Source organism: Streptomyces mashuensis (assembly GCF_014654785.1).
Lineage (GTDB): Bacteria > Actinomycetota > Actinomycetes > Streptomycetales > Streptomycetaceae > Streptomyces > Streptomyces mashuensis.
This window is the reverse complement of the sequence record NZ_BNBD01000013.1, coordinates 36106-56137: the sequence shown is the minus strand read 5'-3', so window position 1 is coordinate 56137 and position 20032 is coordinate 36106. Positions and strand designations below refer to the sequence as shown.

Sequence of the window (20032 nt, the reverse complement as noted above, 5' to 3'; positions counted from 1 at the left end):
GGGGTCGGCCGGCCCTCCCGGCCGGAAACCATCCGGTATCGGCCGGGTTAAGGAAACGCTTATGCGCGTGGCGTGTGCCCCGTGGTCCAGTCGCCCGGCGCGGTCCAAGGCCAGTTCAGCGGGGGTGATGAACGCTCGTGCGAACCGCTTGGTTCCCCCGGCGGGGTATGGCGTGGGTCACGGGGGCGGCGGAGTGTAGCAGATACCCCCTCGGGCCTTGTGAAGGGGCGCACGAGCACCCCTTCGGCGTGTGCTGGATACTCGAATCATGAGCACCACGGAGCGTCCACGGATCCTCGTAGTAGGCGGTGGGTACGTCGGCCTGTATGCGGCACGCCGCATCCTGAAGAAGCTGCGCGCCGGTGAGGCGACCGTCACGGTCGTCGACCCGCGCTCGTACATGACGTACCAGCCCTTCCTCCCCGAAGCTGCTGCCGGCAGCATCTCGCCCCGCCACGTCGTGGTGCCGCTGCGTCGCGTGCTCCCCAAGGCGGAGGTCCTCACCGGCCGCGTCACCACCATCGACCAGGACCGCAAGGTCGCCACGGTCGCCCCGCTGGTCGGCGAGGCGTACGAGCTGCCCTTCGACTACCTGGTCATCGCGATGGGCGCGGTCTCCCGCACCTTCCCCATCCCCGGCCTCGCCGAGCAGGGCATCGGCATGAAGGGCGTCGAGGAGGCCATCGGCCTCCGCAACCACGTCCTGGAGCAGCTGGACAAGGCCGACTCGACCAAGGACGAGGAGATCCGCCGCAAGGCGCTCACCTTCGTCTTCATCGGCGGTGGCTTCGCGGGTGCGGAGACCATCGGCGAGGTCGAGGACATGGCCCGCGACGCCGCCAAGTACTACCCGACGGTCAAGCGCGAGGACATGCGCTTCGTGCTCGTCGACGCCGCGCCCCGCATCCTCCCCGAGGTCGGCGAGAAGCTCGGCGAGTACGGCAAGGAGCACCTGGCCAGTCGCGGCATCGAGATCCACCTCGGCACCTCGATGGAGTCCTGCGTCGACGGCCACGTCGTGCTGAAGAACGGCACCGAGGTCGACGCCAACACCATCGTGTGGACCGCGGGCGTCAAGCCCAACCCGGCGCTCGCCCGCTTCGGCCTGCCGCTGGGCCCGCGCGGCCACATCGACACGCTGCCCACGCTGCAGATCAAGGACATGCCCTACGCGTTCGCCGCCGGCGACAACGCGCAGGTCCCCGACCTGGTCGGCCGTGCCGCGGGCAACGAGAACGCCTGGTGCCCGCCGAACGCCCAGCACGCCCTGCGCCAGGCCAAGGTCCTCGGCGACAACGTCGTGGCCACCCTGCGCGGCTTCGAGGCCGGGCAGAAGGAGTACAAGCACGCCAACAAGGGTGCGGTGGCGGGCCTCGGCCTCCACAAGGGCGTGGCGATGATCGTCATGGGCAAGATGAAGATCAAGCTCAAGGGCCGTCTCGCCTGGTACATGCACCGTGGCTACCACGGCATGGCCATGCCGACCTGGAACCGCAAGATCCGCATCTTCGCCGACTGGACCCTCGGCATGTTCCTCAAGCGCGAGGTCGTCTCGCTCCGCGCCATGGAGAACCCGCGCGAGGAGTTCTACGAGGCCGCCAAGCCGGCCCCGCAGGCCGCGGCCCCGGCCGCGACGAAGGCCAAGGCGTCCTGACGGCCGAGCCGCACGCACATACGCCGGAGGGCGTCCACCGATCCGTGGGGTGGGCGCCCTCCGGCGTATCCGCACACCCGCGCACCGGCGGGCGGAACGCCTCCGGGTGAAAGGCGTCTGGCCGGGAAGGCATGCGGGAAGGACTACTGCACGGCCCGTTGGTGTTCATGCCGGACGGAACGTCCGACGATCATCATGGAGGTGTGCGACATGGCCGAGGCCGCTCGCCGGCTCTCCGCGCTCGCGGAACAGGTGATGGGAGCACCGTTACCGCTCCGCCTGCGGGCCTGGGACCGCAGCGAGGCCGGTCCCCCCGGGACCCCCGTCCTGGTGGTGCGCCGCCGGGCCCTGCGCCGGCTGCTGTGGAAGCCCGGGGAGCTGGGCCTGGCCCGCGCCTGGGTCGCCGGTGACCTGGACGTCGAGGGCGATCTGTACGAGGCCCTGGACCTGCTCGCCGGCTACTTCTGGGAGCGCGGCGAGAACACCGGCCCCACCCGCCGCGCCGCGGCCGCCCTGGCCGCCCTGCGCGACCCCGCCCTGCGCGCCGCGGGCCGCGAACTGCTCCGCCTCGCGGGCCCCTGGACGCCCCCGGCGCCGCCCCCCGAGGAGGCCCGCACCGGCCGCCGCGGCCCCCTGCACACCCTCCGCCGCGACAAACAGGCCATCAGCCACCACTACGACGTCGGCAACGCCTTCTACGAGCACGTCCTGGGCCCCTCCATGGTCTACTCCTGCGCCTGCTGGAGCGACCCCGGCGACACCCTCGAGGACGCCCAGCGCGCCAAGCTCGACCTGGTCTGCCGCAAACTCGGCCTGCGCGCCGGGCAGCGCCTGCTGGACGTCGGCTGCGGCTGGGGCTCCATGGTGATCCACGCCGCCCGCGACTACGGCGTCGACGCGGTCGGCATCACCCTCTCCGAGGAACAGGCCGCCTACGCCCGCAAACGCGTCGCCGAGGAGGGCCTCACGGACCGGGTCGAGATCCGCGTCCAGGACTACCGCGAGGTCCATGACGGCCCGTACGACGCCGTCTCCTCCATCGGCATGGCCGAGCACGTCGGCTCCGCGCGCTACGCCGCGTACGCCGCCGGCCTGTACGCCCTGCTGCGGCCCGGCGGACGGCTCCTCAACCACCAGATCGCCCGCCGCCCGCTGGCGGACGAGAGCCGCTACCACGTCGACGAGTTCATCGACCGCTACGTCTTCCCCGACGGCGAACTGGCGCCCGTGGGGCGCACCGTCGCCCAGCTGGAGGAGGCGGGCTTCGAGGTGCGCGACGTGGAGGCGCTGCGCGAGCACTACGGGCTGACGCTGCGCCGCTGGGTGGCCAACCTGGAGGCGCACTGGGCCGACTGCGTCCGGCTGACGTCGCCTGGCCGGGCCCGGGTGTGGCGGCTGTACATGGCGGCGTCGGCGCTGTCGTTCGAGCGCAACCGCATAGGAGTCAACCAGGTGCTGGCGGTACGGACCCCGGAGTCGGGGGAGCCGGGGCTGCCGCTGCGCACGCGCGACTGGCGCGGCTGACCGGACGACGGCAGGGGCCCGGTCCTGGGAAGGACCGGGCCCCTGCCTGTGGGTCGTGCCGGGAGGCTACTCGGCCTTGATGGCCGCCAGCATGTTGAGCTTCGCGGCGCGGCGGGCCGGCCACAGGGCGGCCAGGACGCCGACGACGGCGGCCAGCAGCAGGAAGATGCCCATGCGGCCCCAGGGGAGGACCAGTTCGTAGGTGGCCAGGCTCTTGCCGATCAGCTGACCGGCGGCCCAGCCGAAGAAGACGCCGAGGCCGATGCCGAGCACGCCGCCGAAGAGGGAGATGACGACGGACTCCAGGCGCACCATGCGCTTGACGCTGCTGCGGTCCAGGCCGATGGCCCGCAGCATGCCGATCTCCTGGGAGCGCTCGAAGACCGACATCGCGAGGGTGTTGACGACGCCGAGGACCGCGACGATCACGGCCATGGCCAGCAGCCCGTAGAGCATGTTGAGCAGCAGGTTGATGACCTTGGCGATGGACGCGGCGATGTCGTCCTTGTCGTCGATCTTGATGGCGGGGTTGTCGCCGAGGGTCTTGCGGAGCTCCTTCTTGGTGGCGTCGGTGGCGCCGCCCTTGGTCTTGATCCAGACCTGCCGGTCGTGGACCTCGGCCAGGTGCGGGGTGAGCGCGGCGTTGTCGATCATGATGCCGCCGAGCATCTCGCCGCTGCCCTTGTAGATGCCGCCGACCGTGAGGCGGTCCTTCTTGCCGTCCTCGAAGGTGGCGGGGAAGGTCGAGCCGACCTTCCAGCCGTGGCTCTTGGCCATGCCGTCGTCGACGACGACGGTGGTGCCGGAGAGGGCGGAGAAGGAGCCGGCGGTGAAGTCGGCCTTGATCAGCCGGCCGGCGTCCTTGCCGTTGACACCGGTGAGGTTCTCGTACGAGCCGTCGATGCGGCTGGCGCCCTGGCGCAGCGGGCTGACGGCGGTGACCTTGCCGGAGGCCCGGAGCTTCTCGGCGACGTCGGGGGAGAGGCCGGTCATGCTCGCCATGGAGACGACGTAGTCGGCCTTGATGGTGTTGGTGGCGAGCTTGTTGACGGCCGTCTGCACGCTGCCGGCGATCACGGTGAGGCCGGTGATCAGCGTGAGGCCGATCATCAGGGCCGAGGCGGTCGCGGCGGTGCGGCGCGGGTTGCGGACGGCGTTCTGGCGGGCCAGCTTGCCGGAGATCCCGAAGCCGCGGAGCAGCGGCGCGGCGGCGGCGATGACCGGGCGGGACAGCAGCGGGGTCAGCACGAACACGCCGATGACGAGGACGGCCGCGCCCAGGCCCATCATCGCCTTGTCGGAGGTGACGGCGGTCAGGGCGGCGCCCGCGGCGGCGAGCACGCCGCCGATGGTGTTGCGGACGACGAGGGAGCGGGTGGTGGCGACCGCGTGGACGCTGCTCATGGCGGCGACCGGCGGGATCTTGGCGGCGCGGCGGGCCGGCAGCCAGGCGGCGAGGACGGTGACGCCCACACCGACGGCGAGCGAGGCGATCACGGCGGTGCCGGGGATGGCCAGCGGCCCGTCGGGGATGGCGTCGCCGCCCATGAAGCTGCGCATGGCGACGGCGATGCCGATGCCGGCGACGAAGCCGGTGACGGCGGCGACCAGGCCGACGACGAGGGCCTCGAGGAGCACGGAGCGGGTGACCTGGCGGCGGCTGGCGCCGACGGCGCGCAGCAGGGCCAGTTCCTTGATGCGCTGGGAGACCAGCATGGTGAAGGTGTTGGCGATGAGGAAGATGCCGACGAAGAGGGCGATGCCGGCGAAGGCGAGCAGCACCGTCCGCATGCCGTCCATCTGCTGGGAGATCAGCTCGGCCTGCTCGTCGGCGAGCTGCTTGCCGGTGGTGGCCTCGGAGTCGCGCGGCAGGACCTTCTCGACGCGGTCCTTCAGGGCGGCCTGGGAGGTGCCGGCGGCGGCCTTGACGTCGATCTGGTCGAACTCGCCGGGCTTGGCCCAGAACTTCTGCGCGGTGGCGGTGTCGAACAGGGCGAGGCTGCCGCCGGCGGAGACGTTGCCGTCGTCGGTGGTGAAGACGCCGGTGAGCTTCTGCTTCAGGACGGGGCCGTCGACGGAGACGCGGACGGTGTCGCCGACCTTGAAGTGGCCGCGCTCGGCGGTCCGGGCGTCGAGCGCGATCTCGCCGGTGGAGCGGGGCGCGCGGCCGTCCTTCATCGGGTAGCGGGCGTCCTTGCCGTCCTTGCCCGGGAAGTAGTTGCCGCCGGCGGAGGAGAAGCCGCCGCCGATGAGCTCGCCGTTCTTGTCGGCGACGGCGGCGAAGCCGCCGACGGTGCCGGTGGCGGAGGAGACGCCGGGCAGGGCGGCGATCTTGTCGAGCGTCTGCCGGCTGAGCCTGGGGGCGGCGCCGGGGGCGCCGTCCTTGCGGTCGGCCTTGTGGGGCTGGACGGCGACGTCGACGGTGTCGAAGGCCTTCTGGGAGCTCTTGCGATAGGCGTCGGAGATGGTCGAGGTGAAGACGAGGGTGCCGGAGACGAAGGCGACGCCGAGCATGACGGCGAGCACGGTCATCATCAGCCGGGCCTTGTGCGCGAGCACGTTGCGCAGGGCGGTACGGAACATGGTGTGAGGTCAGTCCTGGTGGTCGGGGCCTGCGGCGGTCAGCTCGTACGGCCCTTGGCGTCGAACCGCTTCATGCGGTCGAGCACGGCGTCGGCGGTGGGGGCCTGCATGTCGTCGACGATGCGGCCGTCGGCGAGGAAGACCACGCGGTCGGCGTAGGAGGCGGCCACCGGGTCGTGGGTGACCATGACGACGGTCTGGCCGAGCTCGCGGACGGAGCGGCGGAGGAAGCCGAGGACCTCGGCGCCGGAGCGGGAGTCGAGGTTGCCGGTGGGCTCGTCACCGAAGATGATCTCGGGCCGGGAGGCCAGGGCGCGGGCGACGGCGACGCGCTGCTGCTGGCCGCCCGACAGCTGGCTGGGGCGGTGCTTGAGCCGGCCGGAGAGGCCGACGGTCTCGACGACCTGGTCCAGCCACTGCTGGTCCGGCTTGCGGCCGGCGATGTCCATGGGGAGGGTGATGTTCTCCAGGGCGTTCAGGGTGGGCAGCAGGTTGAACGCCTGGAAGATGAAGCCGATCTTGTCGCGGCGCAGCCGGGTGAGCTTCTTGTCGTTGAGCCCGGTGAGCTCGGTGTCGCCGATGCGGGCGGAGCCGCTGGAGATGGTGTCGAGGCCGGCCATGCAGTGCATGAGGGTGGACTTGCCGGAGCCCGAGGGGCCCATGATCGCGGTGAACTCGGCCTGGCGGAAGTCGACGGAGACCCGGTCCAGGGCGACCACCTGGGTCTCGCCCTGCCCGTAGACCTTGGTCAGATCCGTGGCGCGGGCTGCCACAGCGGTGCTGCGGACGGCGGTCTGGGCGCCGAGGGGCATGGTGGTCACGGTGCGGGGCTCCTGTCGGACGGTTCCTGGGACGTCTTCCATGGTCGGCTGTCTCAGGGCCCGGGGGATCAGCCCCTGCGCCGGTTCGCGGGGCATGCTGCGGAGGGACCGGGGGTGGGTGGTGTCATCCCTGAGGAGGAGCCCTCGCTCCTCCGTCCGGTGGCCGGGCGGGGGCCGGGGACGGCGGTGGAGGGGCGCCGGAGCGGCGGTGGGGCGGCGACGAGATTGCGACAATTCCCGCGGCGTCCGGTGGTGGGGTGGTGCACGGGGCGGATCGGCCGGATCGGCCCCTGGCATGTGCCAATGGCGTCGGCCGAGGACTGATGGGCCCTCAGTTGCCAATAAAATAAGACAACCTCGGGTCGGCGTTCCGCTGTTTGGGGGGCGCTCCCCGGATAGGCTCGTCGTGCTCCAGCCCGCCCGGATGGTGGAATGCAGACACGGCGAGCTTAAACCTCGCTGGCCTTCAGGCCGTGCCGGTTCAAGTCCGGCTCCGGGCACTTCCCCCCTTGTACTTCCCCCGCTTCACCCTGCACTTCGCGGCTGCCGCGTCAATTCCGCGTCAATGGCGGAACCACACGCGGCCGGACCGCGTTCTCCGGTACGTAGGCGCGTGAAGAAAAGATCGTCCCGTAGCAGGAGAGCCATTCCTTTGCCTACCCATTACGCTTGAGGCCAAGGTCGCGCAGTGCGGCCATGGAGGAGTGAGATGAGGAGCAGCAACCCGGTCTTCTCGCGACGGTTCGGCCGCGACAACGGCGGCTACGCGGGCTTCGACGCGGGGCAGCGGGCCGGGTCCGTGCCCCAGGGCGCCCCGTACGCGGGCGCCCACCCGTACGCCCAGAACCCGTACGCGCAGCAGCCCGCCAACCCGTACGCGCAGAACCCGTACGCCCAGGGCGGCCCCGACCTCCAGACGGGGTACCCGCAGGCGCCCTCGGTCCCCGGCCGGATGACGATGGACGACGTCGTCGCCCGCACCGGCATGACCCTGGGTCTCGTCGTGGTCGCGGCCGCGGCCGCATGGCTCGTGAACCTGCCCCTGTTCGTGGGCTTCGGCGCCATGATCGTCGCGGCGGTGCTGGCCATCGTCCAGACCTTCAAGCAGCGCCCGGTCCCCGCCCTGATCCTGGGTTACGCCGCGTTCGAGGGCCTCTTCCTGGGCGTCCTCAGCAAGGCGTACAACAGCATCGCCGCCGGTGCGCCGATGCAGGCCGTGCTCGGCACGATGGCCGTCTTCGTCGGCGTCCTCGTCGCCTACCGCACCGGCCTCATCAAGGTGAACCGCCGCTTCGTCGGCTTCGTCACCGCCGCCGCCATCGGCTTCGTGCTGCTGATGCTGGTCAACCTGATGGTCGGCGTCTTCGCCGGCGGCACGGGCCTGGGCCTGCGCAGCGGCGCCGTCGGCATCGGCGTGGGCATCTTCGCGGTGCTGCTCGGTGCCGCGTTCCTGGCGCTCGACTTCAAGCAGGTCGAGGACGGCGTCCGGTACGGCGCGCCCCGCGAGGAGTCCTGGTTCGCCGCGTTCGGCCTGACCATGTCGCTGGTCTGGATCTACGTCGAGCTGCTCCGCCTGGTGCAGCTGCTCAATCAGGACTGACCGCAGCGCTGACGCACAGGGGCCCGGGAAGGCATCGCCTTCCCGGGCCCTGTCACGTGCGCGCGCCGTTACCGAAGCTTCCGCGCGGCCCGCCGCAGGTCGTACTCGTGGACGATTGCCTTGGCGTGGCCGTACGCGAGGTTGTGCTCGCCCCGCAACCAGCTGACCTTCTCGTCGAATCGGAGGAGGGAAGGGCCTTCCTCGACCGTGCGCAGCCAGTCGGCGACTTCACGGCCGGTGCAGTGGGGGATGCGGGAGAGCAGGTTCCGGTGGGTCTCGTCGGAGAAGACGTGGGACATCGGCGCCTCCGGACGCGTCGAATGATGGTCCTTCATGTCACCGTGCCCGAGTGTTCAGGCGTTGGCAACAGTCGGTGGACGGCGCATAGGCTCGGGGCGTGGATGATGTGACGCCTCTGCTGACGGCCGTGGACAGCTTCGCCGACCGGCTGCGGACCCTCCCGCAGTCCCGCCTGAGCCGCGGGGCGGCGGCGGAGGGCCTGGCCCTGGCACGGGAGCTGGCCGCCTGGACCCAGCGCATCGAGGAACCGGGCGCCGCGCAGGTGCGGGAGATGCCGGACGCGGGGATGTTCGCGGTGGCCGACCAAGTGGCCGTGGCCGGTCACGACTTGGCCGAGGCCCTGCTGGCGGTGGGCGCGTCCGGTGCCCCGGAGGGCATCGGCACGGCCGAGGCGGTGGCCCTGGTGGAGGCCGCGGCCCGCCGCTGCGGGCTGTGAGGGTCCCGGCCGGCGGCGGTCAGTGCGAGGCGATGACGCGGTCGGCCAGCACGTAGACGGTGCCGGTCGCGCACCGGAAGGTCAGGGCGTACGCGCCCGACACACCCGAGCCGCCCAGCAGCACCGGCGCGTCGCCGGCCCGCAGCGCCTCGGCGAGCCGCTCGGCGGTCTCGCGGTGGCCCGGCGTCATGCAGACGGTGGTGCCGTCGGCGAAGACGTACACGTCGAGGGTGCCCAGCGGGCCGGGGCGGACGTCGGCCAGCGGGACGGCGGCCTCGGTGAGCTCGGCCAGCCGCTCGACGGTGTGCTCGTGGTCGGTGACCGGCGACTCGATGGCGGCCGGGTGGAAGTCCGGGTGCGAGGGGTGCCGGCGGCGGGCGGCGGCCAGCTCGGGCGAGTCCGCGACCTCCGCCTCCTCCGGCAGCAGGTCGTCGCCGAGCCCGGAGAGCGCACCCAGCAGCCCGGGCGCGTCCGCGGCGGCGGCCAGGTCCCGCGCCTCCTGCGCGGCCCAGAAGGCCCGCGCCTCGGCCAGCTCGCGCTCCCGCTCCTCGGCGAGGGCGTCGGCGACGGCGGCCCGTATGTCGGCCAGCTCGGTCCCCTGCGCGGTACGGGCGGCGGGCACCGCGGCACGCCCGGCCGGGGCGGGGCGGGCGGCGTCGGCGAGCTCGGCGCGCAGTGCGGTGATCTCACGGCGCAGACCGCGCGTGCTGTACAGGGCGGCGATGCCCGCGACCGCGGCGGCGCCCGCGACCAGCAGCAGGGCAAGGGACATGGCGCTCACTGACGTACTCCCGGTTGCTGTGGATCCCCCGAATTCCTACCTCAGCATCGCGCATGCCCGGAGGGGCCCCCAGAGCGAAACGTCATGAAACGGACAGGACCAAGGGCCTGTCCGTTGCTCCTTCAACCACTCTGACCTGGGGAAACGAATCTCCCCCGGGATGTTGGTCACATCATGAGGGAGATTCGGTCACGTGTTGGCAATGTGCCGGACGGTTGCACGGGGCAGTTGCCGACGAACCGCACCGCCTCGCGCAAAAAGAGCTAGCTCAACCGCTCGATGACCATCGCCATACCCTGCCCGCCACCCACGCACATGGTCTCCAGACCGAACTGCTTGTCGTGGAACTGGAGCGAGTTGATGAGCGTGGTGGTGATCCGGGCGCCGGTCATGCCGAAGGGGTGGCCCACCGCGATCGCGCCGCCGTTGACGTTCAGCTTGTCGAGGTCGATGCCCAGGTCCCGGTAGGAGGGGATGACCTGCGCGGCGAACGCCTCGTTGATCTCGACCAGGTCGATGTCGCCGATGGTCAGCCCGGCCCGCTGCAGCGCCTGCTTGCTGGCCTCGACCGGGCCGTAGCCCATGATCTCGGGGGACAGCGCGGAGACGCCGGTGGAGACGATGCGGGCCAGCGGGGTCAGGCCCAGCTCGCGCGCCTTGGTGTCGGACATGATGACCAGCGCGGCGGCACCGTCGTTGAGCGGGCAGCAGTTGCCGGCCGTGACCAGGCCGTCGGGGCGGAAGACGGGCTTCAGGCCCTGCACGCCCTCCAGGGTCACGCCCGCGCGCGGCCCGTCGTCCTGGGAGACGACCGTGCCGTCGGGCAGCGTCACCGGCGTGATCTCGCGCTCCCAGAAGCCCTTCGCGATGGCCTGCTCCGCGAGGTTCTGCGACCGCACGCCGAACTCGTCCATCTCCTGGCGCGTGACGCCCTTCAGGCGTGCCAGGTTCTCGGCGGTCTGGCCCATGGCGATGTACGCGTCGGGGAGCAGGCCGTCCTCGCGCGGGTCGTGCCAGCCCTCGCCGCCCTGCTCGGCGCGCGCGGCCGTACGGGCCTCGGCGTCGGCGAACAGCGGGTTGTGGGTGTCGGGCAGGCCGTCGGACGTCCCCTTCACCGAGCGCGACACCATCTCCACACCCGCCGAGATGAACACGTCGCCCTCGCCGGCCTTGATGGCGTGCAGCGCCATCCGCGAGGTCTGGAGCGAGGAGGCGCAGTAGCGGGTGATCGTGGTGGCCGGCAGGTGGTCCATGCCCATCTGCACCGCGACGATGCGGCCCAGGTTGTGGCCCTGCTCGCCGCCGGGCAGGCCGCAGCCCAGCATCAGGTCGTCGATCTCGCGCGGGTCCAGGCCGGGCACCTTCGCGAGCGCGGCCTGGATGATCGTGGCGGTGAGGTCGTCGGGCCGCAGGTCCTTCAGGGAGCCCTTGTGGGCGCGCCCGATGGGGGAGCGGGCGGTGGATACGATCACGGCTTCGGGCATCACGGCTCCTGGACACGAGACGGCTCACGACGGCTGGACAGACGGGAAGTTACCCGCAAGTACGCTCCGGGTCACGGCCTTCACCCTGTGAGACGGGACTCTCTTTCGCGCTCCCCTTCAGGATGCCCCTCCCGGGGCCGGCACCGGCAGCCTCCGCCGCTTGCGCCGCTTGAGCAGCGCCCAGCGCCCGCGGCCCGTCGCCGAGACCTCCGTACCACCCTCGGCCGCGGCCTCCGCCGCCGCCCGGGCCACCGGCAGGATGCCCTCGCGGCGCGCCGCGTCCGGCCGCTCCTCGCCCTCCGGCCACAGCCCCAGCGCGGCGCACAGCGTCGGCAGCACGGCCATCGACGCGGTGGCGTACCCCTCCGCCGACGGGTGGTAGTTGTCCGGGCCGAACAGCTCGCGCGGGTTCGCCTCGAACTCGGGACCCAGCAGGTCGCCCAGCGACACCGTCCGCCCGCCCGCCTCCAGCACGCCTATCGTCTGCGCGGCGGCGAGCTGCCGGCTCAGCCGGCGCGCCAGCCAGCGCAGCGGCTGGTACACGGGCTCGATCGTGCCCAGGTCGGGGCAGGTGCCCACGACGACCTCGCAGCCGGCCGAGCGCAGCCGCCGCACGGCCTCCGACAGCAGCCGCACCGACCGTGCCGCCGGCACCCGGTGCGTCACGTCATTGGCCCCGATCATGATCACGCACACGTCGGGGACCCGCTCCGGGTCGGAGAGGATCTGCGTGACCTGCCGCTCCAGGTCGTACGACTGGGCGCCGGACAGCGCCACGTTCCGCAGGTCGACGGGGCGCTCGGCCACCGCCGCCAGCCCCGTGGCCAGCAGGGCGCCGGGCGTCTGCCGGGGCCGGTGCACGCCCTGCCCGGCCGCCGTGGAGTCGCCCAGCACGCCCAGCAGCAGCGGCTCGCGGCCCAGGGCGTGCACGAACGCGGAACCGTACCGTCCGTCGGCGTGCGGCGGGGTCTCCCCGGCCCCGCCCACCACGCGGCGGGCCAGCGCCACCTCCGTCACCAGCACCCCGAGCGCGGCGCCGCCGAGCAGGCCGAGACCACCACCGCCGTACGCCGCGGCGGCCGCGATCCGCCGGGCGACCCTCGCCCTCGCCATGGACATCGGCCGGCCTCCTCCGCGCCCCGGGCGGTGCACCGGTCACCTGCCATGACCGGAACAACTGCCCGGGAAACCCGATTCACAAACTGTTCATGAAGGCTTCGCACTGCCGGTGCGCCCTTGGGAGCGCCCGCTACCAGCAGGGTGCCCCGCCCGTGGCCGCCCGCAACGCGCCACCCGTCCGGCCGCACGCGCAATAGGCTGGCCACATGGGCTCGCGACGACGGCAGCCCCCGACCGCGGAGATCACCGTGCAGTTTCACGAATCGATGATTGAGCTTGTTGGCAACACCCCGCTCGTCAAGCTCAACAGCGTGACCGAAGGCATTCGGGCCACCGTTCTTGCCAAGGTCGAGTACTTCAACCCGGGCGGTTCCGTGAAGGACCGGATCGCCCTGCGGATGATCGAGGCCGCCGAGAAGTCCGGCGAGCTCAAGCCCGGCGGCACCATCGTCGAGCCCACCTCGGGCAACACGGGTGTCGGCCTGGCGATCGTGGCCCAGCAGAAGGGCTACAAGTGCATTTTCGTCTGCCCGGACAAGGTCTCCCAGGACAAGATCAACGTGCTGCGGGCCTACGGCGCCGAGGTCGTCGTCTGCCCCACCGCCGTCGCGCCCGAGCACCCGGACTCGTACTACAACGTGTCGGACCGGCTGGTGCGCGAGACGCCCAACGCCTGGAAGCCGGACCAGTACTCGAACCCCAACAACCCGCTGTCGCACTACCACTCCACGGGCCCCGAGCTCTGGGAGCAGACCGACGGGAAGATCACCCACTTCGTGGCGGGCGTCGGCACCGGCGGCACCATCAGCGGCACCGGCCGCTACCTCAAGGAGGTCAGCGGCGGCCGCGTCAAGGTCATCGGCTCCGACCCCGAGGGCTCGGTCTACAGCGGCGGCTCCGGCCGCCCCTACCTGATCGAGGGCGTCGGCGAGGACTTCTGGCCCTCCTGCTACGACGGCACGGTGACCGACGAGATCATCGCCGTCTCCGACAAGGACGCCTTCCAGATGACCCGCCGCCTCGCCAAGGAGGAGGGCCTGCTGGTGGGCGGCTCCTGCGGCATGGCGGTGGTCAGCGCCCTGGAGGTCGCCAAGCGCCTCACCGAGGACGACGTCGTGGTCGTGCTCCTGCCCGACAGCGGCCGCGGCTACCTCAGCAAGATCTTCAACGACGAGTGGATGGCCGACTACGGCTTCCTGGAGGCCGGCGACACCGCGCGCGTCGCCGACGTGCTGCGCCGCAAGGAGGGCGGCCTGCCGTCGCTGGTGCACATGCACCCCGAGGAGACGGTGGGCGAGGCCATCGAGGTGCTGCGCGAGTACGGCGTGTCGCAGATGCCGATCGTCAAGCCGGGCGCCGGTCACCCGGACGTGATGGCCGCCGAGGTCGTCGGCTCGGTCGTGGAACGCGACCTGCTGGACGCCCTCTTCGCCCAGCGCGCCTCGCTGCAGGACCCGCTGGAGAAGCACATGAGCGCGCCCCTGCCGCAGGTCGGCTCCGGCGAGCCCGTCGCCGACCTGATGGCGGTGCTCGGCACGGCGGACGCGGCGATCGTCCTCGTCGAGGGCAAGCCCACCGGTGTGGTGAGCCGCCAGGACCTGCTGGCGTTCCTCGCCGCGGGCAACGGCACGCCGCAGCAGTAGGGCACCGGCGCGGTACGCACGCGTCATGTCCGCGCAGCACGGGCGTAACGAGGGCCCGCCATAGTAGGGGGCGACGGCGGGAGGTACCCGGAGCGGCTCCCGGACTCCACGCCCGTCCGGCGCGGCCGAGGCCGCGTCCGCGTGGGGCCGCCGCCGTCCCGACCCCGGCAAGCCGGGGTGCGGCGGCCCTCGCGCGCTTCCCCGCCCCCACCCACCGGCACTGACCGGACGACGGGAGGGGGCCGGGGGTGGAGGGGACCGTCCCGGAATGCTGCCGGATATTTGCGGCGGGATTGCGGGGCTCGCTGCACGTAAGAGGCCAGGTCCGCCGTAAATATCCGATTCCGGGACGGTCCCCGGAACCCCCGGCCCCCGGCACCCCGCCCCTCGGCGCCCCCACCCCCCGGCACCCAGTACGGTCGGCGGTGCCCCCCTGGAAGGAGCACCGTGACCGCACCCCTGCTGACGGCCCTGTCCGCCCCGAGCCCCGGCGTCCCCGACCGCCCGGACGCCCTCACCCTGGCGGACCGGCCCTGCTCCCGGGAACAACTCCTCGCAGCCGCAAGCGCCGTGGCGAACCGCATCGCGGGCGCCCGCTCCGTGGCCGTACGGGCCGAGCCCACCCTTGAGACCGTGGTCGCCGTGGTAGGCGGCCTGCGCGCGGGCGTCCCGGTCGTGCCCCTGCCACCGGACGCGGGCCCAGCGGAACGGACCCACATACTCCGCGACTCGGGCGCGGAACTCGTCCTGGGCAGCGGCGAGAGCGACGTCCCGGTGAACATCCACGACCGAGCCACCTGGAACGCCCCGGAACCGGACCCGTCCAGCACGGCGTTCGTGCTGTACACCTCCGGCACCACCGGCGCTCCCAAGGGCGCCCTGATCCCCCGCGCAGCCGTGGCCGCCTGCCTGGACGGCCTCGCCGACGCGTGGCAGTGGACCGCCGAGGACACGCTCGTGCACGGCCTCCCGCTGTTCCACGTGCACGGCCTCGTGCTCGGTGTGCTCGGCGCGCTGCGCACCGGCTGCCGCCTCGTGCACACGGGCCGCCCCACGCCCCGGGCGTACGCCGCGGCCGGCGGCAGCCTGTACTTCGGCGTGCCGACCGTGTGGTCGCGCGTGGTGGCGGAGCCGGACGCGGCCCGCGCCCTGGCCGGCGCCCGCCTGCTGGTGTCGGGCAGCGCCGCGCTGCCCGCCCCGGTCTTCCGCGGCCTGGAGCAGCTCACGGGGCAGCGCCCGATCGAGCGGTACGGCATGACGGAAACCCTCATCACCGTCTCGACGCGGGCCGACGGCAACCGGGCGCAGGGCGCGGTGGGCCTGCCGCTGCCGGGGGTGCGTACGCGCGTCGTCCTCACGGAGACGGAGGAGGGCGGCGGCATCGGGGAGCTGGAGGTGTCCGGCCCGACCCTCTTCTCCGGCTACCTGAACCGGCCGGAGGCCACGGCCGAGTCGCGTACCGCGGACGGCTGGTTCCGCACCGGGGACATCGCCACGATCGAGGAGGACGGCACCCACCGCATCGTGGGCCGCGCCTCCACGGACCTCATCAAGAGCGGCGGCTACCGCATCGGCGCCGGCGAGGTGGAGAACGCCCTCCTCGACCACCCGGCGGTCCGCGAGGCGGCGGTGGTGGGCCTGCCGCACGACGACCTCGGGCAGGAACTGGTGGCGTACGTGGTGGCCGACGGCATCGGTGAGCGGGAGCTCATCGACTTCGTGGCAGGCCACCTCTCGGTCCACAAGCGCCCGCGCCGGGTGGCGTTCCTGGACGCGCTGCCGCGCAACGCGATGGGAAAGCCGCAGAAGAAACTCCTGCCGCCGCTGTAGGGGGGCACCACGGGGCGGCCCCGGCCGGCGTACCGCACCCGGCCGACGTACCGCACCCGCCCCAGGTCACCGCACCCGGCGTACCCGCCCCTCGTCCCACACCGGCTCCGCCGACTCGCGCACCGTCCCGTCGGAGCCGAAGACGAGGTAGCGGTCGAAGGAGCGGGCGAACCAGCGGTCGTGGGTGACGGCCAGGACCGTGCCCTCGTAGGCCTCCAGGCCCTCCTGGAGGGCCTCCGCGGACTCCAGGTCGAGGTTGTCCGTGGGCTCGTCCAGCAGCAGGGCGGTCGTGCCGGCCAGTTCCAGCAGCAGGATCTGGAACCGGGCCTGCTGGCCGCCCGACAGCTTCTCGAAGCGCTGGTCGCCCTGGCGTTCGAGCTCGTAGCGGCGCAGGGCGCTCATCGCCGCGCCCCGGTCGCGGGCGTGCTCGTCCCACAGGATGCCGACCAGCGTGCGGCCCAGCAGTTCGGGGTGGGAGTGGGTCTGCGCGAAGTGGCCGGGGACCACGCGCGCCCCCAGCTTCCAGCTGCCGGTGTGTGCCACGTCCTCGCCCGCCAGCAGCCGCAGGAAGTGCGACTTGCCCGAGCCGTTCGACCCCAGCACGGCGACCCGTTCGCCGTAGAAGACCTCCAGGTCGAACGGTTTCATGAGGCCGGTCAGCTCCAGGCCCTGGCACGTGACGGCCCGCACGCCGGTGCGGCCGCCGCGCAGCCGCATGCGGATCTCCTGCTTGCGCGGCGGCTCCGGCGGCGGACCCGCCTCCTCGAACTTCCGCAGCCGCGTCTTCGCCGCCTGGTAGCGGGAGGCGAGCTCGTCGCTGCGCGCCGCGTACTGCTGGAGGTCCAGCACCAGCCGCTTCAGCTGGGCGCGCTTCTCGTCCCAGCGCCGCCGCAGCTCCTCGAACCGCGCGAACCGCTCCTCGCGCGCCGCGTGGTACGTGCCGAAGCCGCCGCCGTGCACCCACACGTCGGAACCACCCGCGCCGGGCTCCACGCTGACGATCCGGCCGGCCGCGCGGGCCAGCAGCTCGCGGTCGTGCGAGACGAACAGCACCGTCTTGCGGGTCTCGGCCAGCCGTTCCTCCAGCCAGCGCTTGCCCGGCACGTCCAGGTAGTTGTCCGGCTCGTCCAGCAGCAGCACCTCGTCCGGGCCGCGCAGCAGCGCCTCCAGCACCAGCCGTTTCTGCTCGCCGCCGCTCAGCGTGCGCACCTCGCGCCACTGCGCCCGCTCGTACGGCACGCCCAGCGCGGCCGTGGTGCACATGTCCCACAGCGTCTCGGCCTCGTAGCCGCGCGCCTCGGCCCAGTCGCTGAGCGCCTGCGCGTACTGGAGCTGCGCCTTCTCGTCGTCGACGGTCATGATGGCGTGCTCGGCGGTGTCCACGGCCCGCGCCGCCTCGCGGATGCGCGGCGGCGCCACGGACACCAGCAGGTCACGGACGGTGCGCTCGTCCCGTACGGAGCCCACGAACTGCGGCATGACGCCGAGGCCGCCACTGACCGTCACCGAGCCGCCGTGCGGCTGCAACTCGCCCGAGAGCAGCCGCAGCAGCGTGGTCTTCCCGGCACCGTTGGCGCCCACCAGCGCCGTGACGGCCCCGTCGCCCACGCGGAACGAGGCGTCGGTGAACAACGCCCGCCCGTCGGGCAGGTAGTACTCCAGGTGTGCCGCCTCGAGGTGTCCCATGCGCCGGATTCTTCCGGGCGGACGGGTCCCGCGTCACGCGAATTGCGCCGGGCCGTCGCCGGTGGCGGGGGTGACCGCGCCCGGAGGGGGCGCGGCGAGGCCGCGTGGCCGGTGGGCCGTGCGGTAGTGCTCGGCCAGCGCGGCCGGCAGGCCGCAGCCCCGGCCGCCGCCGGTGGCGTCCGGCGGGGGCTCGGCGAGGGCGGCCAGCACCGCGGCGTGCGCGCCCTGGAGGGCGACGTGCAGCAGGCCGCCGGCGCGCCGGAGCGCGCCGGCGGAGCCGAGGGCCGCGGCCCATACGGGGTCGTCGGTGCCGGCGGAGGGGGAGTGACCGGCCGTCAGCCGTTCCGCCAGGACCAGCTCCTGCGCAAGCCGGGCCGCGGGCCCCAGCTCGGGTTCGAGGACGCGCAGGGCGACGAAGACGCCCATGCCGGCCCGGTCCTCCTCGGCGCGCAACAGGGCGTGCAGCGCGAACCGCAGCGCGAGGGCGTCGTCGATCAGCGCGTCGGGCGCGTCGCACAGCGCGGAGGGGCGCGCGTCGATGCGCAGGTGCGGCAGCAGCGGCCGCGTGAGGGCGTCGAAACGGGCGCGGACGACGTTGCTCAGGAACAGGGAGCGGCGGTGACGGTACTGGCGCAGGGCGTCCGACCAGCCGTCGAGGCAGCACGGCGTGAACAGGGCCGGCACGGCGGACCCGGCGGCGGCCCCGCCCGCCGCCCAGGGGCCCGCGGCGGCGGTGAGGTCGTACCACTCCACTGCCCGCGCCGCCCCCGCCGCGCCGCCCGCGACGGCCGGGCCCAGGCGGACGGCCGCCCGCTCCAGCGTGGCGAGTGCCGCCGTGGCGCGGTCGTCGCGTTCGAGGAGGACGAGCCCGAGGGCGGAGGGCGCGCCTCCGGTGCCGCGCAGCGGCCCCAGGTAGAAGGCCGTCCGCCGCTCACCCGGCCGGGAGAACGCCTCGGCCGCGTCGTCCCAGAGGGCCGTGCGCAGTCCGGTCGCGATGCCGTCCAGCAGGTCGTCGGCGACCCCGGCGGCCCGCAGGGCGGGCCGGGTGCGGGACAGCCATCCGTACACCTCGGCGTCCGGCGCGCCCTCGTCGACGGCGGCGCACAGGCGTAACCACTCCGGGTGCCGCGCGAGGTCACGGGAGGCGTGCCCGCCCCGGCCGGCGTGGGTCCACTCGGTGGTGCGTGCGCGCTGGTCGACAAGCAAGGTACGTGCCTCTCCTAGGGAGGGATGGTTCCTACGGAGGGTGGTTCCTGGGGCCTGGTGGGCCTGTGGGGCTCGGCCTGGTGGGGCGTGGGTGCGCGACGCGGGCCCGGGAAAGGCGGGCGCCCCGGGGGGTGACGTGCCGTGACGTGCCGGCCGGGCGGTGCCCCACGGGCCGGGGGCCGGCCTGCGCGGTCCCGGGGCGTGCGGGGCCGGGCCCAAGAGACTATGTTGCCCGTCGCTTCCGGGGGCAAGGATGTTCAACTGCATGACCGAACGGTCCTGCATAATTCCATGCAGCGAGCCGAATGGATGAATGACGAGTCGACGCCCACGAGCGCCGGCGAAGAGCGAGGAGGGTCATGAGCGCGACCGGGGGCGAACCGGAGGCCACCGCACGGCTGCAGAAGCTCTTCGAGGGGCACCGGCTCACGCCCACCCAGCGCCGCATCGCGCACTGCCTGGTGCGCCGCGCCGCCGACGCTCCGTTCCTCTCCAGCGTGGAGCTGGCCGAGCTGGCCGGCGTCAGCCAGCCCTCGGTCACCCGCTTCGCGGTGGCCCTCGGCTTCGACGGCTACCCGGCGCTCCGCCGGCACCTGCGCGACGTCGTGCCCGCCGCCGAGGGACCGGCCGAGGCCACCGTCAACGAGTACCAGCAGGCCGTGCACGCCGAGATCGACAACCTGCGCCACCTCGCCTCGATGCTGGCCGACCCGGCCCCCGTCGAGCACGCCGGACGGCTGCTGGCCGCCTCCCGGCCGCTGCCGGTCCTGGGCCTGCGGGCGGCCGCCGCCCAGGCCACCGGCTTCGCCTACTTCGCCCGCAAGGTCCACCCCGACGTCCGCCTCCTCGACGAGGGCGGCACCCTCCTGGAGGACCGGGTCGACGGCGCCGTACGGGCCGGCGCGACCGCGCTGCTCTGCTTCGCGCTGCCGCGGCACCCGCGCGAGGTCGTCGAGGCGCTGCGGTACGCGCGGGGCGCGGGCCTGACGGTCGTCACCGTCGCCGACTCCACGTTCGCGCCCGTCGCCCGGCACAGCGACGTCCTGCTGCCGGCGGCCGTCGGCACCGGCCTGGCGTTCGACACGGCCTGCGCCCCGATGCTGCTGGGGCGGGTGCTGCTGGAGGCGATGTGCGACGCGCTGCCGGACGCGCAGGCGCGGCTGGAGGAGTTCGACGCGCGGGCGGCGGCCCGGGGGCTGTTCGCGGAGTGAGCCCCCGCGGGTGGGCCGGCGGGCGTGGAATGGGCACGTCCGGTGGGCAGTGTTCCGGTGAACGGGACGACGTGCCGGTGGCTGCGCCTGATGGCCGGTCTCGGGGCCGTTCTTAAGGCCGTCCTCAGATTCGTTGGCTAGCCTGCCGTCCCGG

The 20032-nt window shown here is 73.0% G+C and carries 15 protein-coding genes and 1 tRNA gene; 8 read left to right on the top strand and 8 right to left on the bottom strand.

The features are described 5' to 3' along the window. Positions 1–268: 268 nt before the first annotated feature. Both IE305_RS25665 and IE305_RS25660 read left to right on the top strand, forming a co-directional pair. A complete protein-coding gene (locus IE305_RS25665; RefSeq protein ID WP_190132124.1) occupies positions 269–1654 on the top strand; it encodes an NAD(P)/FAD-dependent oxidoreductase in 1386 nt (461 codons plus the stop codon). Between the two features lie 210 nt (positions 1655–1864). Then, entirely contained in the window at positions 1865–3178 is a 1314-nt protein-coding gene (locus IE305_RS25660) for an SAM-dependent methyltransferase (protein WP_190132123.1), read from the top strand. Between the two features lie 66 nt (positions 3179–3244). On the opposite strand, the gene IE305_RS25655 is transcribed toward IE305_RS25660, so the two are convergent. Both IE305_RS25655 and IE305_RS25650 read right to left on the bottom strand, forming a co-directional pair. After that, a complete protein-coding gene (locus IE305_RS25655) occupies positions 3245–5761 on the bottom strand; it encodes an ABC transporter permease (protein ID WP_190132122.1) in 2517 nt (838 codons plus the stop codon). A 38-nt stretch (positions 5762–5799) separates the two neighbouring features. Continuing rightward, positions 5800–6573 (bottom strand): ABC transporter ATP-binding protein, encoded by a 774-nt coding sequence (locus IE305_RS25650; RefSeq protein ID WP_190132217.1) that lies wholly within the window; start codon positions 6571–6573, stop codon positions 5800–5802. Between the two features lie 427 nt (positions 6574–7000). Between IE305_RS25650 and IE305_RS25645 the strand changes: the two genes are divergently transcribed. Beyond that, positions 7001–7082, top strand: a tRNA-Leu gene (locus IE305_RS25645). Between the two features lie 209 nt (positions 7083–7291). After that, positions 7292–8182 carry a Bax inhibitor-1/YccA family protein gene (locus tag IE305_RS25640; protein WP_190132121.1) on the top strand — a complete coding sequence of 297 codons (891 nt, stop codon included), beginning with the start codon at positions 7292–7294 and terminating at the stop codon, positions 8180–8182. Positions 8183–8250: 68 nt separating this feature from the next. Here IE305_RS25640 and IE305_RS25635 read toward each other — a convergent pair whose 3' ends face one another. Next, a complete protein-coding gene (locus IE305_RS25635) occupies positions 8251–8481 on the bottom strand; it encodes a DUF4287 domain-containing protein (protein WP_190132216.1) in 231 nt (76 codons plus the stop codon). Positions 8482–8588: 107 nt separating this feature from the next. On the opposite strand from IE305_RS25635, the gene IE305_RS25630 reads away from it, so the two are divergent. Beyond that, complete coding sequence (locus tag IE305_RS25630; RefSeq protein ID WP_190132215.1) at positions 8589–8918, top strand: hypothetical protein; 330 nt, start codon at positions 8589–8591, stop codon at positions 8916–8918. Positions 8919–8937: 19 nt separating this feature from the next. Here IE305_RS25630 and IE305_RS25625 read toward each other — a convergent pair whose 3' ends face one another. The 3 genes from IE305_RS25625 to IE305_RS25615 form a co-directional block, all read right to left on the bottom strand. Further along, complete coding sequence (locus IE305_RS25625) at positions 8938–9690, bottom strand: hypothetical protein (RefSeq protein WP_190132214.1); 753 nt, start codon at positions 9688–9690, stop codon at positions 8938–8940. 272 nt (positions 9691–9962) lie between these two features. Beyond that, positions 9963–11183 carry an acetyl-CoA C-acetyltransferase gene (locus IE305_RS25620; RefSeq protein WP_190132120.1) on the bottom strand — a complete coding sequence of 407 codons (1221 nt, stop codon included), beginning with the start codon at positions 11181–11183 and terminating at the stop codon, positions 9963–9965. 117 nt (positions 11184–11300) lie between these two features. After that, entirely contained in the window at positions 11301–12302 is a 1002-nt protein-coding gene (locus IE305_RS25615; RefSeq protein WP_190132119.1) for an SGNH/GDSL hydrolase family protein, read from the bottom strand. A 248-nt stretch (positions 12303–12550) separates the two neighbouring features. Here IE305_RS25615 and IE305_RS25610 point away from each other — a divergent pair, with 248 nt between their 5' ends. Continuing rightward, positions 12551–13945, top strand: coding sequence for a cystathionine beta-synthase (locus tag IE305_RS25610; RefSeq protein WP_190132118.1), 1395 nt, complete (start codon positions 12551–12553; stop codon positions 13943–13945). A gap of 447 nt (positions 13946–14392) precedes the next feature. After that, a complete protein-coding gene (locus IE305_RS25605) occupies positions 14393–15775 on the top strand; it encodes an acyl-CoA synthetase (RefSeq protein ID WP_190132117.1) in 1383 nt (460 codons plus the stop codon). A gap of 66 nt (positions 15776–15841) precedes the next feature. On the opposite strand, the gene IE305_RS25600 is transcribed toward IE305_RS25605, so the two are convergent. Further along, positions 15842–17461, bottom strand: a complete 1620-nt coding sequence (locus IE305_RS25600; RefSeq protein WP_190132116.1) for an ABC-F family ATP-binding cassette domain-containing protein — start codon at positions 17459–17461, stop codon at positions 15842–15844. A 33-nt stretch (positions 17462–17494) separates the two neighbouring features. Beyond that, on the bottom strand, positions 17495–18667 hold the full coding sequence (locus tag IE305_RS25595; RefSeq protein ID WP_190132115.1) for a hypothetical protein: 1173 nt from the start codon (positions 18665–18667) through the stop codon (positions 17495–17497). Between the two features lie 359 nt (positions 18668–19026). On the opposite strand from IE305_RS25595, the gene IE305_RS25590 reads away from it, so the two are divergent. Beyond that, the gene (locus tag IE305_RS25590; RefSeq protein ID WP_190132114.1) at positions 19027–19878 is read left to right on the top strand and encodes a MurR/RpiR family transcriptional regulator; all 852 of its coding nucleotides are present in this window, start codon (positions 19027–19029) and stop codon (positions 19876–19878) included. Positions 19879–20032 lie beyond the last annotated feature (154 nt).